16 protein-coding genes are annotated in these 14,696 nt (G+C 66.2%); 11 read left to right on the forward strand and 5 right to left on the reverse strand.

Going from position 1 to position 14,696, the window contains the following annotated elements; genetic code table 11:
* Positions 1-101 precede the first annotated feature (101 nt).
* Positions 102-1,259, forward strand: a complete 1,158-nt coding sequence (locus ACWCV9_RS28455) for an acyl-CoA dehydrogenase (protein WP_450790755.1) — start codon at positions 102-104, stop codon at positions 1,257-1,259.
* Between the two features lie 199 nt (positions 1,260-1,458).
* Here the strand turns inward: ACWCV9_RS28455 and ACWCV9_RS28460 are convergent, their stop codons facing one another.
* Positions 1,459-2,286, reverse strand: coding sequence for a tyrosine-type recombinase/integrase (locus ACWCV9_RS28460; RefSeq protein ID WP_450790757.1), 828 nt, complete (start codon positions 2,284-2,286; stop codon positions 1,459-1,461).
* Here ACWCV9_RS28460 and ACWCV9_RS28465 point away from each other — a divergent pair.
* The 5 genes from ACWCV9_RS28465 (at position 2,285) to ACWCV9_RS28485 (ending at position 6,945) form a co-directional block, all read left to right on the forward strand.
* Entirely contained in the window at positions 2,285-2,932 is a 648-nt protein-coding gene (locus ACWCV9_RS28465; protein ID WP_450790758.1) for a hypothetical protein, read from the forward strand. The genes ACWCV9_RS28460 and ACWCV9_RS28465 overlap by 2 nt on opposite strands.
* A gap of 117 nt (positions 2,933-3,049) precedes the next feature.
* Positions 3,050-3,343, forward strand: a complete 294-nt coding sequence (locus ACWCV9_RS28470) for a phage terminase small subunit (RefSeq protein ID WP_450790760.1) — start codon at positions 3,050-3,052, stop codon at positions 3,341-3,343.
* 267 nt (positions 3,344-3,610) lie between these two features.
* On the forward strand, positions 3,611-4,207 hold the full coding sequence (locus ACWCV9_RS28475) for an HNH endonuclease (protein ID WP_450790762.1): 597 nt from the start codon (positions 3,611-3,613) through the stop codon (positions 4,205-4,207).
* A 224-nt stretch (positions 4,208-4,431) separates the two neighbouring features.
* Entirely contained in the window at positions 4,432-5,199 is a 768-nt protein-coding gene (locus ACWCV9_RS28480) for an Lsr2 family DNA-binding protein (RefSeq protein WP_450790764.1), read from the forward strand.
* A gap of 396 nt (positions 5,200-5,595) precedes the next feature.
* Positions 5,596-6,945 (forward strand): DUF3987 domain-containing protein, encoded by a 1,350-nt coding sequence (locus tag ACWCV9_RS28485; protein ID WP_450790766.1) that lies wholly within the window; start codon positions 5,596-5,598, stop codon positions 6,943-6,945.
* Positions 6,946-7,013: 68 nt separating this feature from the next.
* Here the strand turns inward: ACWCV9_RS28485 and ACWCV9_RS28490 are convergent, their stop codons facing one another.
* Together ACWCV9_RS28490 and ACWCV9_RS28495 are read right to left on the reverse strand one after the other, a co-directional pair.
* Complete coding sequence (locus tag ACWCV9_RS28490) at positions 7,014-7,481, reverse strand: NUDIX domain-containing protein (RefSeq protein WP_450790768.1); 468 nt, start codon at positions 7,479-7,481, stop codon at positions 7,014-7,016.
* Complete coding sequence (locus ACWCV9_RS28495; protein ID WP_450790770.1) at positions 7,474-8,229, reverse strand: DUF5919 domain-containing protein; 756 nt, start codon at positions 8,227-8,229, stop codon at positions 7,474-7,476. Before ACWCV9_RS28495 ends, ACWCV9_RS28490 begins: the two co-directional genes overlap by 8 nt.
* Before the next feature lie 686 nt (positions 8,230-8,915).
* On the opposite strand from ACWCV9_RS28495, the gene ACWCV9_RS28500 reads away from it, so the two are divergent.
* From ACWCV9_RS28500 to ACWCV9_RS28515, 4 genes are all read left to right on the forward strand, one after another.
* On the forward strand, positions 8,916-9,083 hold the full coding sequence (locus tag ACWCV9_RS28500; RefSeq protein WP_450790771.1) for a DUF7848 domain-containing protein: 168 nt from the start codon (positions 8,916-8,918) through the stop codon (positions 9,081-9,083).
* Positions 9,074-9,496, forward strand: coding sequence for a hypothetical protein (locus ACWCV9_RS28505; protein ID WP_450790773.1), 423 nt, complete (start codon positions 9,074-9,076; stop codon positions 9,494-9,496). The genes ACWCV9_RS28500 and ACWCV9_RS28505 overlap by 10 nt, the downstream gene beginning before the upstream one ends.
* Positions 9,497-9,598: 102 nt before the next feature.
* On the forward strand, positions 9,599-9,808 hold the full coding sequence (locus ACWCV9_RS28510) for a DUF397 domain-containing protein (RefSeq protein WP_450790775.1): 210 nt from the start codon (positions 9,599-9,601) through the stop codon (positions 9,806-9,808).
* Between the two features lie 552 nt (positions 9,809-10,360).
* Positions 10,361-10,723, forward strand: coding sequence for a four-helix bundle copper-binding protein (locus ACWCV9_RS28515; protein ID WP_450790777.1), 363 nt, complete (start codon positions 10,361-10,363; stop codon positions 10,721-10,723).
* A gap of 66 nt (positions 10,724-10,789) precedes the next feature.
* Here the strand turns inward: ACWCV9_RS28515 and ACWCV9_RS28520 are convergent, their stop codons facing one another.
* Positions 10,790-12,106, reverse strand: coding sequence for an LCP family protein (locus ACWCV9_RS28520; RefSeq protein ID WP_450790778.1), 1,317 nt, complete (start codon positions 12,104-12,106; stop codon positions 10,790-10,792).
* 92 nt (positions 12,107-12,198) lie between these two features.
* Between ACWCV9_RS28520 and ACWCV9_RS28525 the strand changes: the two genes are divergently transcribed.
* A complete protein-coding gene (locus ACWCV9_RS28525) occupies positions 12,199-12,774 on the forward strand; it encodes an acyl-CoA thioesterase (RefSeq protein WP_450790780.1) in 576 nt (191 codons plus the stop codon).
* Between the two features lie 334 nt (positions 12,775-13,108).
* Here ACWCV9_RS28525 and ACWCV9_RS28530 read toward each other — a convergent pair whose 3' ends face one another.
* On the reverse strand, positions 13,109-14,599 hold the full coding sequence (locus tag ACWCV9_RS28530) for an LCP family protein (RefSeq protein WP_450790781.1): 1,491 nt from the start codon (positions 14,597-14,599) through the stop codon (positions 13,109-13,111).
* Between the last annotated feature and the right edge of the window lie 97 nt (positions 14,600-14,696).

The raw sequence follows: 14,696 nt of genomic DNA on the forward strand, positions 1-14,696 counted from the left end.
CGTAGGCGTCCCCCGGGCTGCCCTCTAAAATTTGAGTTACTTAACGGTAATTAGCGTCATCACTGCGTCAGTATCACTGCGTCTTTGGAGCGTGAGAGACCTTGGCCGGATCGGCTGACTTCGACCTGTACCGCCCGTCCGAGGAGCACGACATGCTCCGCGACGCCGTCCGCTCCCTGGTCGAGGCGAAGATCGCGCCGTACGCCACCGCGGTGGACGAGGAGGCCCGCTTCCCGCAGGAGGCCCTCGACGCCCTGGTGGCCAACGACCTGCACGCCGTGCACGTCCCCGAGGAGTACGGCGGCTCCGGCGCCGACGCGCTCGCCACGGTCATCGTGATCGAGGAGGTGGCCCGCGCCTGCGTCTCCTCCTCCCTCATCCCCGCCGTGAACAAGCTCGGCTCGCTGCCGGTCATCCTCTCCGGCTCCGAGGAGCTGAAGAAGAAGTACCTGGGCCCGCTCGCCAAGGGCGACGCGATGTTCTCGTACTGCCTGTCCGAGCCGGAGGCGGGCTCGGACGCCGCCGGCATGAAGACCAAGGCGGTCCGCGACGGCGACCACTGGATCCTCAACGGCGTCAAGCGCTGGATCACCAACGCGGGCGTCAGCGAGTACTACACCGTGATGGCCGTGACGGACCCGGAGAAGCGCTCCAAGGGCATCTCCGCCTTCGTCGTCGAGAAGTCCGACCCGGGCGTGTCCTTCGGCGCCCCGGAGAAGAAGCTCGGCATCAAGGGCTCCCCGACCCGCGAGGTCTACTTCGACAACGTCCGCATCCCCGCCGACCGCATGATCGGCGAGGAGGGCACCGGCTTCATGACGGCCATGCAGACCCTGGACCACACCCGCATCACCATCGCCGCCCAGGCGCTGGGTGTCGCCCAGGGCGCCTTCGACTACGCCAAGGGCTATGTCCAGGAGCGCAAGCAGTTCGGCAAGGCGATCGCCGACTTCCAGGGCATCCAGTTCATGCTCGCCGACATGTCGATGAAGATCTCGGCCGCCCGCGCCCTGACCTACCAGGCCGCCGCCGCCTCCGAGCGCGGCGACGCCGACCTCACCTACCTGGGCGCAGCCGCCAAGTGCTTCGCCTCGGACGTGGCGATGGAGGTCACCACCGACGCCGTCCAGCTCCTCGGCGGCTACGGCTACACCCGTGACTACCCGGTGGAGCGCATGATGCGCGACGCCAAGATCACCCAGATTTATGAGGGCACGAACCAGGTCCAGCGGATCGTGATGGCAAGGAACCTCCCCTAGCAGGGTTTTTGCAGGTCAGAGGCTGTTTCGAAGGTCCTGCGGGGCGCCCTTGGCTTCCTGCCCGTTGCGGCCCGATCAGGGCCGTTCCTGGGCGTCATGCTGGGGGAATCCTGGGCAGATGCCGGGCTGGAAACGGGCACTGACCTGCACAAACAGCGCAGCCCCCGGCGTGACGCCGGGGGCTGTTGTCGTACGCGGATCAGGCGACCTCGGATGCCTCCGTGGGATCGTCAGCGCCGGGCGTCAACATCGTTGCAATGGCGGCCCGGCCGCGCTGCTCGGCCCCTTCGAAGATGTAGTGGTAGTGCTCCCTCAGCACGTCCGTACTGCTGTGGCCCATCCAGTCGGCCACATCGTTCTCGGGGACTCCGGCGTACAGCAGCCGCGACCCGTAGTAGTGCCGGAGTGAATGCGCCTTGCAGTACTCCACCTGTCCCTTGCCCAGAGCCTCCATCCAAATCTTCGGGTAGAAGTACGACGCGTAGAGGTAGCCAGTCCGCGTCACGTTGGGGAAGAGAAGCCGCTCAGGCCCCCATACGCCGTGGTTCTTGATGTGCCGCCGAAGCTCGAAGGCGACGTTCGACGGGAGGGGGACGGTACGCCCTGGCTCGCCTTCGTCACGAGCCTTGATATGCCGACGCTGGATCGCGCTGTTCTTCCCCGACTCGGTGTCTCCGTCCTCTGCAATCTGGAAGTCGACGCGAAGCGTCTCGGCCTTGAAGTCGATCTGATCGCGGGACACCGCCATGGCCTCACCCAGCCGCAGGCCGCACCCGGCCATGAGCCACAGCATCGCGCGGTAACGCGGAGGGGCGGCATCCAGCATCGCCAGGACTTCCCGCGTCGTGAGCCGCCGCGCGGTGCTCTTGTGCTCCCGGATCTCCTTGGCGCGACTTCCCGCACCCTTGACTCTCTTGCACGGGTTCCGGCCGATGATCTCGTTGGCGACAGCCCAGTCCATCATCCCGGAGAAGAACGAGAACCGCTGACGCCGAGTCCGGGCGGATAGCTTCCGGTCCTGCTCCATGATTCACAAGCGTGACGAGTTGGAGGAACGCCACCGCAAGTACAGAATGGAGAACGCGGACTGTGCTCGCCAGTACATCGATGGCAGCCACGGCCGCGCATCGCGTGATTACTACGTTCCCGCGTTGCGCAAGGCGGATAAGGAACTCAGGGAGCAGGAGATGCAGGCTGTAGCCGACGGCCGACCGCTCCCCGAGCGGGATGAGTATCTGGCCGAGGTCCGTTCCAGGGTCAAGGAGTATGAGCGGGTAGAGCCTGCCCTGGCCCGTGCAGTGGAGCAGGCCGAATCGGCAGTAACGGACGCGATTGTGAAGGAAATGCCTGAGCTGGCCCGCCAGGGGTTCGAGCAGTCTGAGCGTGCCCTGAAGCAGTACCGGGCCGCAATCGCCAAGGCGGAAGCGGCACGCGCACAGTTGGCAGGCAGCATCAGCCGCTTCCTGTGGGCTACAACTGCGGGTGAACTGACCCGCCCGAAGTGGCGTGGATTCTCGGGGGCTCTTGGGGAAGAGGTGAATGCCTGGCGGACCACGTCAGACGGCCGACTCACCTTCGAGAGCGCCAAGGACCTGGGGCTCATCGATCCGTATCGCGGCAGTCTGGCTGAGTGCGAGGGCTTCATTGCACCGCCCGAGGAAGATGCAGCCTGACAAATGTCGACGAACCGGCCCCCTGCATGCAGCAGGGGGCCTTTGTTTTGCTTGAGAGGTGATGAGATGCCGAAGTTCCGAAACCCGACTAGTCCCCATTCCAGATATAAGGGTGTGGTGGAGTTGCCTTCCGACCACGGGCTTCCCGTACCGGACATGCCGGCTGTCCGGGACTGGACGGAGGCTGAACGGGATCAGTGGCGGCAGTGGTGGGAGTCCCCGCAAGCCGCCATGTGGGACGAGTCGTTCATCCCGACCGTGGCTGTGATGCTGACCTACTTCGCCAAGATCCTGGACGGGACGGCCAGTAGCACGCACCAGATGGAGTTCCGACATCTTGCCGGGGCCCTGGGCCTCACCGCAGAGGGCATGAAGCGGCTTGGGTGGGCATTTGAAGGCGACGCCGAGTGAGCGCCCGCCGAGCAGCGAAGGCCGGGGCCGCTGGGACTCATGATGGTGTGCATCGTCCCGGCTTCGAATGCCCCTGGACTGAGCCTCAGTGCCCAGCTTGCTTCCAGGAGTTCGCTGTTCACGTCGGTTGGGCTGTGACCGGCGAAGCTCGCCCATGGGGTGAACGCTTGAGACACATCGGGTCGCGCTGCTTCGAGTGCTGTCAAGGCCCCTGACCCGTTGTCAGTGGCAGCCGCTACAGTCCGATGCACCGATTTGGGAGGGGCGTTGGGCAGGAAGCGCAAGAAGTTCGACACCTGGTTTCAACTCATGATCCTCATGGCCAACGAGGGAAGGTGTGTTTACTGCGACGCCGCGAAGTCGGAGGTCATGGATCACGTAATACCATTCGCTCACGGCGGTGCGGATAACTGGAAGAACCTGGTCCCTGCTTGCAAAAGATGCAACCAAGAAAAGGCAGACAGGTCCGTTCTCACGTGGATTGCAGACCGCGTCTCGCGAGGTGGCTGGTACGAGCAAATTTCTATGGGGAGCACACCGCATGGCGAACAGGGACTTGAATGGCTTAATGGGCAGATCGACTACGTCTACCAGAACATTCATGCCCTTCTGGTCGGGGCCTACGAGGAAATAGGGGACGCGCAACGGCGTGATTGGTTTTTTGATGGCTTTTGGTCGACCGGAAGGGGAAGTTTTGCCCTGTCATGGGGAAGGGCGCGCGCCGAACGCGACATTCCGGAGGCCAAGCAGGCGGGGTACCCCAAGCGGCCCGAGCAACCCAAGAAACGCTACAGAATTGTCCGAGACGTCATAGGGAAGGTCCTGGAGGAGATCCCCGGGGATGACAACCAGGGGATCTCGTAATCTGATTGGCAAACGCCGTCGAAGAACGGCACCCCCGGTGGGTCCTTTCTGAACGAATTAAGGTATTACCCCCGGGTCGTAAACATTTGAGTAATGCGTAAGAAATTCTACAGTTACCGTTCCGTGATAGGGGTACGGAAGAATAGTTCTCAAGCGGGGAGACCGTCAGAGCAAAGCTCCGGACACCCGCTAAGACTTCCGCCCTAGCGAAGGAATGCAGCGCCATGCGTAAATCGGTTCTTGTGCGCGTTACCAAGCTGTTCTGTGACGCTCATATAGCCCGTGATGGGTCCGAGGTTGAGGCCACGTCATCGCTAACGCTGGGAAACGACACGTGGCATCTCTGCCTTGAACATGATGTCTCGTTCGGTAGGTATCTCTGCGATGCGTTGGGCGCTCCGTCTGAGAATGAGGTCACGCCGACTGCGCATGAGTCCGTGCCGGTTGAGCCTGTGTCGGAGCCGGAGCCGGAGCCGGAGCCGGAGCCGGAGCCGGAGCCGGAGCCGCAGCCGGAAGTGGTTCCCGTGGCGGAGTCTGCTGCCGAGCCTGTTCGGTCTGTAATGATCTGCGGAACGGTGCCCGGTTACGACTGGGAAGACGCGCGGGAAGCCGTTCGCCGCATGGGCTACGAGGTAGTTGGGCGTGCGGACGAGACAACCTCTCTCCTGATCTTGGGTGAGGGTGGCGACCGGAACGCCACCAAGTTGCGCGATGCCGCAGAGCGCGCGATCCCTGTAATGGATGTGCGGAAGCCCGGCCGTTTCCGTGACGCGATTCGAGTCGGTGAACTGATCGGAAACGATCCGCTTCCTGAGCCTGCCAAGGTGGACCGTTCCGGAATGAGCGAGCGTGAGCGCAACCGCGCCGTGCGAGCGTGGGCACGAGAGAACGGCTTCACTGTGCCTGCCAGGGGCAGAATCCCGGCGAACGTTAGGCACGCGTACGAACTGACGCACAAGGAAGCGTCGGAGGGAAAAGGGATAGCGGCCTGAGCGCCGCGCCCACTGTGACGGCCGCTGACTGCGGCCGTCCCCCCCCCGGCCCACTGACCTGAGCGTGTGGAAGAGCGCCAAGGCGTACGGGGCCGAGTCCAAGCCTTCCAAGGGTGATTGCACTCCCGGTTCCTGGGTCACCTGGACCACGCCCAAGGGCAAGTGCCGGACCGGAGTCGTGAGCAACGACCCGCTATCGGTGGCCGCTGTTCGCCGACATGTCCCGATGGACAAGGTGTTGCGCTGCACCTCTGTGATCGTTCCGGCGGACGGGGGAGACATGCTTCCCCTGCTGCGGAAGTCAGCCAAGGAACCCTTTCAGACGAAGGACGGGGGCCGGTGGCGGCCCGTCGTCTCCCTCCGCAATCGAACCAACTCCCAGAAGGCGCAGGCAGTATGAGCACCCCCGATTTCCGCGCGATGAGCACTGGCCGGCTGAGGGACGTTGTGGCCTCCCTCGCTCCTCATGTGGAGTGGTCCCCGGTTGGTCTGCTCGGTGGCCTGCTGTGCGTGTTCTCCGCCATGCTGCCGGAGACCCGAGTTCAGCGCGGTTCCGGTTCCATGCCGCTCATGCTTCACGTTCTGCTGTGCGGTGGCACAGGTGAGGGCAAGGGCCAGTCCTGGGGTATCGCCTCAGCGGTGGCCAAGGACGCGAACAGCACTTTCATGAGCGGGCACGTCATCAATGGTGTGGTCGGCGGAGCCGGTCTCATCCAGGCCGTGGCCGACCGCGACGGACACGCACTCATCGTGGATACCGAGTACGCCCGCGTGCTACGGGCGGGGCGTCGACAGGCGAACCTCTCTCAGGTGCTTCGTGATCTGTGGGACGGGGCAACGGTCGCCACTTCCAGAGCCAAGGAACCGGTACAGGTCGATGATCCGCGTGTGGCAATCATGGGTCACATCACGCCCGAAGAGTTCCGGGCCAGCATGAGCACAACGGAACGCGACGGCGGATCGTACAACCGGCTGCTGATCCTGCCGGTTGCCCAGGTGCGTTGGCTGAGCGAGCGTGAGCAGATGCCCCGGCATCTGATCCCTGAAGCTGGGGAAGCCATGGCACGCGCTGTGCGCCACAGTCAGCGAACAGGACTGGTCACCCTCTCTGAGGATGCGTACGACGTAGCGGACATCATCCGGCGGGATCTCCTCACCAAGGCTCGTGAGTCTGAGGGGCTGAAGGCGTTCGCCGCCCGCTGCAACGAACAGGTACGCCGCATCGCAGCACTGTTCACGCTCTTCGATCTGCGGTCACAGATCACGGCGGCCGATCTCCAAGCGGCGGCAGCTCTCGTCACGTATGCGATGGACTCGGTGGAAGAGATCACCGGCGGTGACGCCCCGAAGGGGAAGCGCCAGCCGCTCAGCCTTGCTGAGAAGGTCCGGGCCAGGATCGAACTTCATGGAGGATCGGCTACATCCTCGCAGGTGCTCCCGTACGTGGGAGCGACCGCAGCAGAGGTCAAGGAACTGCCTGGAATCGTCGTAACCGTGGTGCGGTCGGGGAAGAGTGGTCGGCCGGCCACCGTCTTCACGGTTCGAGGTGACAGTTCCGAAAACGGGGCGTCGACAGAAACGGTTGCGGAGCCGATGCCGGCCGAGCCGGAGCGTGAGCAGAACCGCGCGCGGGTCGTCCGGCTGGACGCTTACCGACCGGAGCCCCAGCAGACCCTGGAGGCCGCGCCGGAACCGAAGCGGTCGGAACCGCTCGGGGACACGAATCCCTTCCTTGCCCTGCTCTAAGCAACCAAAGAAGCCCCGACTCACTTAGGTCGGGACTTCTTTCGTTTGGGGGCCGTGCAGCATGTCAGCTAACGAATGGCAGGCATGTTGCCATTACGCCAGTCGTTCAGACGCTTTCGAATGCTGGTGACCATCGGGAGTCCATCGATCTCTGTGGAATCAAACCAGCGGACTTCTGTGGATTCCTCCGAGACTGCCAGTCTTCCGGACACGGGTCGAGCCAAGAAGCAGATGGAGAATTCTTGCCTGACCTCTCCGTCGTCATATTCGAAGACATGTCGGGGGTCGGTGTAGGTGCCGACAATTCCGGTAATCTCGACCTCATAACCGGTCTCTTCGCGAGTTTCCCGAATCGCGCAGTCTGGCAGGGACTCACCAATATGCATGGCGCCGCCAGGGAGTGCCCACATGCCGTTATCGCGCCGACGCTGGAGCAAGATGCGCCCGGCATCGTCGACAACCACAGCGGAAGCAGCCGGAACTAGGCTGTTCGCAGCGGGGGCGTTCGGATCGTTCTCGTAGTCGCGCCTACCCATTGCTCTCCTCATCCCACACCGGGGTACCCCGTTTCCACAACTCATCGACGTGTGTGGCAAATCGATCAAACATGCCGTCATTCTGATAACGGCGCAGATGCAGCGTTGGCGCATCATGCCCAACGCTATGAGTTAGCAGGGGCGTAACGATCATGTCGTCATCAAAACGGAACACAGACAGGTGCGCATGTCCGGAGCTGAACCTTGCGTCAATCCCCGGCTGGCTTTTGATCTTTTCTAGCTCGGCAAGAGTCACACGGATACGCGTTGATAGTGTGAGCGCCACGCCTTCATCCTGCTCACGGGTTCGAGTGAGGTCACTTTCAGGGTGACCTACCAGAAAACGCACGCGACATCCCTGAGCCGCTTTGCGTCGCAGCGCGGTCCCGAATCGGGCCTGTTCGAGCCACAGGAAGTAGTTCGTGTAACCGGCAAATGTGAGTTCTCGCTCAGCCTTGGTGATCAATGACCGCCATAGGGACGCTGGACAACTTGATCGGTACGGGTAGACAGAAACGATCTCGCGGTCCGGGCCGACCTTGATCGCCTTCTTTGCGGCTGCTGGCCATAGCACAGCCTCATCCTCCCCGAGTGCTTCGCAGACGGCCCACCGATGACGAGCACGGGGGGTTCGTCCTGTCTCGGTGATCCATCGACCGACCGTCTTGATGTCGACGCCGCATCGTTCAGCTAGCTGACGATCAGTCAACTGCGCGTTCAGCATGGCTCGCCGCAGCGCTTCATTCACGAGTACCCCCAGGGACGTTAGGCACGCTTCTCAAGGTAGACCTACTCCGTGCCTAACGGTCACGGAACGAAGTAGGAACGCGCCGCCAGGGGCGAAAGGGTGGTGGGTGATTGGACGCAGAGACCCCCGCGACGGGCGAACGTCCGGGGGCGTGGCCACCAACCACCAAGGGGTTGACGACAGTGCCCAAAGCTACAGCCAGACCGCCCATGCCGCACCAGCGGGCGGAGACCGACGCACAGGGCGGCGAGTACACCACGTATGCGCCCCGGGGTGAGAAGTGCCGCAGGTGTCACAAACCGTTCGGCAGCCTGGAGGTTGTCCGGCGGGTGCAGCCGTCGTTCGGCGAGGAACCCAACGGCCGGCCGTATGCGTGCATCGAGTGTCCGGCCGGAGGCGAAGCATGACAGCCCCCGCGAAGCGCGCCAGTGCCCGTTTGAATGCCTTGCCCGAGCCCGAGCTGGTCAGCCTCGTTGACGGCTCGGAACGGCACGCGGATGGCGGCTGGTGGGCGGAGTACGGCGGCACCCTCGACCCGGCGTCCGGGGTGATTGCGTTCCCTCGCGGCTCCCTGCCCCCGTGCCCCTTCCCGTGCGAGCGGTGCGCCCAGCGAAAGGGGGCATGATGGCCCGCGCACCTACCGGTTCCGTGAGCACACGCTAAGGCCGGACACGGACAAGCCGACCTTGCACACCATGGAATGCCAGGCGTGCGGACAGGCGAGCACCGACAGCTCCGACCCCACGGACGGCACGCAATGGGCGGCTGACCACTTCAAGGCCAACCCTGGCCATCTTGCCTATCAAGAGCACATCGAGCGGTCGTACCAGTTCGAGCCGGGGGCATGGCAGTGACCTACCGCTGCACCGCTGCAATCGAGTTGGACGGCGACGTTCGCGCCACGGCGGAGAAGATCGGATCTCCTCGTCCCGACATCGAATGGGCGACGGTCGATCTGTATCAGTGCAAGGTCGAGGACGTACCCCACGACTTCCACGCGGCGTTTCTCCGTACGGGGGCGCGGACCGATCCTGACTCCGACGTGTTCCTGTGCTGGCGTGACGGCCCGTCCGTTCAGTGGCTCGAAGACATCGAGGTGTGTCTGAAGGCACCGGCACCCCTTGGTTCCGTCTGCACGATCTTTCGGGGTCACCCCGGCCAATGTGACTGGGCCTACGTCGATCCGCCCCAGGTGGCCGCTCAGGCGATGGCTGATCAACTAATCCAGGAATGGGGCCTGTCACACATGTTCAGGTCGCACGACTGACACTCCCGGGCTCCCGCCCCCGGTCCTACGTCACGCCGGGGGCGGGTTGTAAGACGGCGCGGGGGCCGATTCCCCGCAACGGCACGGCGAAGGGATGGGCAGATGAAGGCAGTCCCCGAGTTCGAGTTCCGCACGTCTACGGCGTGCACCTACAACAACAACGACCCTCGCTGTGTCGAGGTGGCCACGAACGTCCCCGGCAAGGTGGCGGTCCGCAACTCCGTGACCGGTGAATCGGTCGAGTTCACGGCTGTCGAGTGGACCGACTTCCTGGCCGGAGCCAAGCTGGGCGAGTTCGACGTCACGGCGTAGGGAGTCCTCATGAGGCAGTGTTCGCAGTGTGGCGGCAGTGCAGAGCCGGACCCGGAGCACTCTGGGGTGCTGTGGTGCCTTTCGTGCTGGCGCGTCTGGACGCTGTCCCGTCAGCCCCACTGTCCCGGCTACCGCTCCACTCTGATCACTGCACTTCGTAGGTTGGAGGAGTACCGGGACCTACGCCGCTGATCCGCCCCACACTCCGCCCCCGTCGTGTGCCTCCCCCGTGGCGCACGGCGGGGGCTTACGCCTGCTCAATGCCGGGCTGACCTGCTCCCGTCGCTTCAGGATCATGGGGAAATGCTGGGGAGACCCCCTCCGAGAGGGCTGTTCATGCAGGTCAACGCCATATGACCTGTAAAGCACCCAGATCTACGAGGGCACCAACCAGGTCCAGCGGATCGTCATGGCCCGCAACCTGCCGTAGGGCCGGACCGGCTCCTCCTCGGTGCGCCTGGTGACCGGTCGGTCACATGCGGCGCGGGGCCGGGGGACGTAGGACGGAAGCACACGGGACCCGTCCCGGGTCCCCGCCTCCGAGGAGGAGCCATGACCCAGTCCGGAATGATGCCCGCCCTGACCCAGCAGATGCAGGACTGCATCGAGGCCTGCATGAACTGCCACAACATGTGCGAGGAGGCCATGAGCTCCTGCATGCAGCAGGGCGGCCAGGCGCAGATGCAGGTCATGCGCGCGCTCATGGACTGCTCCGAGACGACCCGTATGTGCGCCGACATGATGATGCGGCGCTCGCCCATGTCCGGCGACATGTGCGCCATGTGCGCGAGGGTCTGCGAGATGTGCGCCGAGGCGTGTATGTCCATGCCCGACGACCAGATGATGATGCGCTGTGCGGAGGCGTGTCGCCGCTGCGCGGAAACCTGTCGCGCGATGGCGGGCGCGAGCATGTGAGCCCGGCCCGCTGAGGCCGGCGGCCGAGGGCACCCGCTCCGGGCGCCCTCGGTCCCGCCGCAGCCGTCAGGTGCCGGAGACGGTGACCTTCTGGTCGTTCTTCAACTCGTCCACCAGCGTCTTCACCTTCGCCTTGTCCCAGACGAGGTTGCCGCCCGTGGAGCCGGAGATCGGCATGTTCATCGAGGTGCCGTCACCGCCGCTGACGCCCTTCATCGCCCAGAACATCGAGGCCAGGTCCCACAGCGACATGTCCTTGTCGACGATCAGCGAGTCCAGGCCCGCGCCCATCACCGGGTAGAACTTGAACGGGTTGAGGATCGTCGACGGCGTGGCCACCTGGTGCGCCAGCGCGGACAGGAACTTCTGCTGGTTCTTGGTGCGCTGGAGGTCGGAGGCGGCGAAGGCGTGCCGGGTCCGGACGAACGCGAGCGCCTGCTGCCCGTTCAGGGTCTGCTTGCCCGCCTTGAAGTCGGCGCCGGACCACTTGTCCTTGAAGGCCTGGTCGATGGTGATGTCGACACCGCCGACCGCGTCCACGATGTTCGCGAAGCCCTGGAAGCCGATCTCCACGTAGTGGTCGATGTGCAGACCGGTGTTGTACTCGATCGTGCGCACCAGCAGGGTCGGGCCGTCCTCGGCGTAGGCCGCGTTCAGCTTCTCGTGCCGGCCCCTCGCCGGGTAGACCTTCCCGGACGTCGACCCCTTGTACGACGGGACCTCCACGTCCGAGTCGCGCGGCAGCGAGACCAGCGTGTCGCCGTTGTCGCCGACGTGCAGGATCATCATCGAGTCGGTGCGCTTGCCCTCGGCGGCGCCGGTGTGCAGCTTCTTCTCGTCCGCCTTGGACATGCCCTCGCGGCTGTCCGAGCCGACGATCAGGTAGTTGGTGCCCGAGCCGCTCTCCGGGCGGTCGATGACCTTGGACAGGTCGACCTCGCGGCGCAGCTTGGAGTCGGCCCAGAAGTAGGTCGCGACCGAGGTGACGACCAGCACGGTCGCCAGTGTGATCGCCGTCCACTTGATCCGGCGCCGCCAGTTCGGCGCGGGCCGCGCCGCCCGGCCCGGCGCACCGGCCGGACCGCCGGGACCGCGGCCGCCGGGGGCGCCGTAGACCTGCCCGGTGTTGTAGCCGCTGTCGTAGCCGGCGCCCTCGTCATACCCCTGGCCGTCGGTGTACGACGGCTGCTGCGGGACTCCGGCGCCGTACGGCGGCGCGGAGCGGCCGGAGCCGCCGTACGCCGAGCGGGGGCCGGGCGGTACCGCCGGACCGCGCCGCACCTGACGCATCACCTGGGCACCTTCCGGCTGTGCGCCGGCACTGCCGCGTCCGTAGCGGGGGTCACGGTTGTCGTCGGACCATCCCTCGGGCCAGTCATTCATGGGCCCCAGTGTGCCGGGCGGCTCCAGGTGCCTTACAAGGCCTGTCGGAAAATAGGGTCGGCGCTGTTGCCAAGCTGACACAAATTCCGCGAATGTCGCTTCGGCATAAGGTGGAGGGCATGACAGACCAGGCCACGGGCGCGGAACCAGACATCCCGGGCAAGCCCACGTCCGCCTCGCGCACCACCCTCAGCCACATCATGACCCACAACGACACCAACCTGCTGGGGACGGTGCACGGCGGTGTGATCATGAAGCTCGTCGACGACGCGGCGGGCGCCGTGGCCGGCCGGCACTCCGGCGGTCCCGCCGTCACCGCCTCCATGGACGAGATGGCGTTCCTGGAGCCGGTCCGCGTCGGTGACCTGGTCCATGTGAAGGCCCAGGTGAACTGGACCGGCCGGACCTCCATGGAGGTCGGTGTCCGGGTCCTCGCCGAGCGCTGGAACGAGTCCGCCCCGCCCACCCAGGTCGGCTCCGCCTACCTGGTCTTCGCGGCCGTGGACGCCGACGGCAGGCCGCGCCGGGTCCCGCCGGTCCTCCCGGAGACCGACCGCGACCGCCGCCGCTACCAGGAAGCCCAGATCCGCCGCACCCACCGCCTGGCCCGCCGCCGCGCCATCCGCGAACTGCGGGAGAAGCGCACGGCGGAAGGCTACGAGGAGTAGGGCCGCCCCTGAGGAGGGCGCGCTGTCTTCCCGCTGCGGCTCGGCACGGCGCCCCGGCCGGCACACGGTGCGGCCGCGCCTCGCCGCCGCGCCTCGCCACGGGGGCGCTCTGGCCGGCACCCCGCCTCGCGCCGCACGCGGCCGCTGCCGCAGAGGGCCAGGAGGGGCAGGGCAACCCCTTCAGGGCCGCGCCCTGTGTCTCCTGTGCGGCCTCGCCTCGCCGCCGGGCCTCGCCAGGGTGGCGCCCCGGCCGGACCACCGCCTCGCGCCACACGCGGCCGCTGCCGCTGGGGGCCAGGGGGACGCCCCCCCGACCGCGCCCCGTCGTAGACGCTCAGCACACCACTTCGCTGCCCCGGACCACGCTCTGCTGGGGCTGGGCGGGGTCTTCGTAGTGGATCTGGCGGACCGTCTTGAAGTCGGTGCCGATCGTCGCCTTCAGGAGCGGGCCCTGGCCCGGTACCGCGCGCAGCTCGCTGCCGGGCAGGGCCGCCGCCAGGGAGCGGGCGGAGCGGTCCCAGCGGGGGTCGTAGGAGATCACGGTCCGCTTGACGTCGTGCACCGGCGCGGTGACCGGCCGGTGGGTGGTGGCGAAGCCCGCCGCCGCGAGCGCCGCGTCGGCCCGCTTGGCCAGCCCGGCCGTCGGCGTGCCGTTCTCCAGCTGCACCCGGACCTGGCGCGGGTCCACGTCCACCGGCACCGGGGCCGGGCCGCGGCGCGGCGGCGCGGTGAGGGCGAGCGGCTTGTCGTCGCGCAGCGCCCGGAACAGCTGGTCCGCCTTGGCCTGGTCCCACTTCAGGGTGGAGCCGACGCCCTTCACGTCGTAGTTCATCTGCGCGATCGGCACGGTGGCGAACTCGGACGAGGACGGGGAGAAGTTCCGCATCGCCCGGCCGAGGTCGAGCAGCTCGTCGGTGCCGAAACCCTCGTCCGCCCGGACCGAGCCGAGCACCGCCCGGGTCACGTCCCGGAACCGCATCGGGTTGAGCAGCACCCCGGAGGAGGTCGTCTTCTCGATCAGCGCGGCGAGGAACCGCTGCTGCCGCTTCATCCGGCCCAGATCGCTCGCCCCGTCCACATGCCGGGCGCGCACGTACTGGAGCGCCTGCCCGCCCTGGAGGGTGTGGGTGCCGGCGGGGAGGTCGAGTCCGGTGAACGCGTCCTTCAGCGGGGTCGCCGTGCACACGTTCACTCCGCCGAGCACGTCGACCGTCTTCATGAAGCTGGTGAAGTCGACCTCCAGATAGTGGTCGATCTTCACATGGGTCATGTTCTCCACGGTGCGGATGGTCAGCTGCGGGCCGCCCTCCGCGTAGGCCGCGTTCAGCTTGAGCGGATGCGCCCCGTACCGCCGGCCGGTCGACGGGTCGACATGCGCGGGCACCTCGGCGTAGGAGTCGCGGGGCAGGCTCACCACGGTGGCCCGCTCCCGGTCCGCGGAGATGTGCACCAGCATCATCGTGTCGGTGCAGTGGCAGGGCTCCCCGCCCAGGTGGTAGGCGCGCCGCAGCTGCTCGGTGATCTTGTCTCGGCCGTCGGTGCCGACCAGCAGGACGTTCATGCCGTGGCCCGCGCGGGGCCGGTTCTTCATGTCCTTGAAGGCGTCGACGCGGGCGATACCCGCGTCCAGGCTGGTGACCACCGCGTGCCCGATCCCGGCGGAGGCGAGCACCACGACGGACAGCGTGGTCAGCGCCCGCATCGCCCAGCGCGGCCGTTTCGGCGGCCGGACCGGCCGCACCGCCCGCTCGGGCGGGCGCGGCACCCGGCGGGGCGGCTGCGGACGGCGCTGGGGACGCGCGGGGGAGTGAGGGGGGCTGGGCACAGGGGGACTCCTCCGGACGAGGCCGAACGTGGGATCCGTGAGCACGGTAGGCCGATACGACCTTCATCCCGCGTCACGCCCCCGGCGGCGCGCACCG

Source organism: Streptomyces sp. NPDC001606, assembly GCF_053596835.1.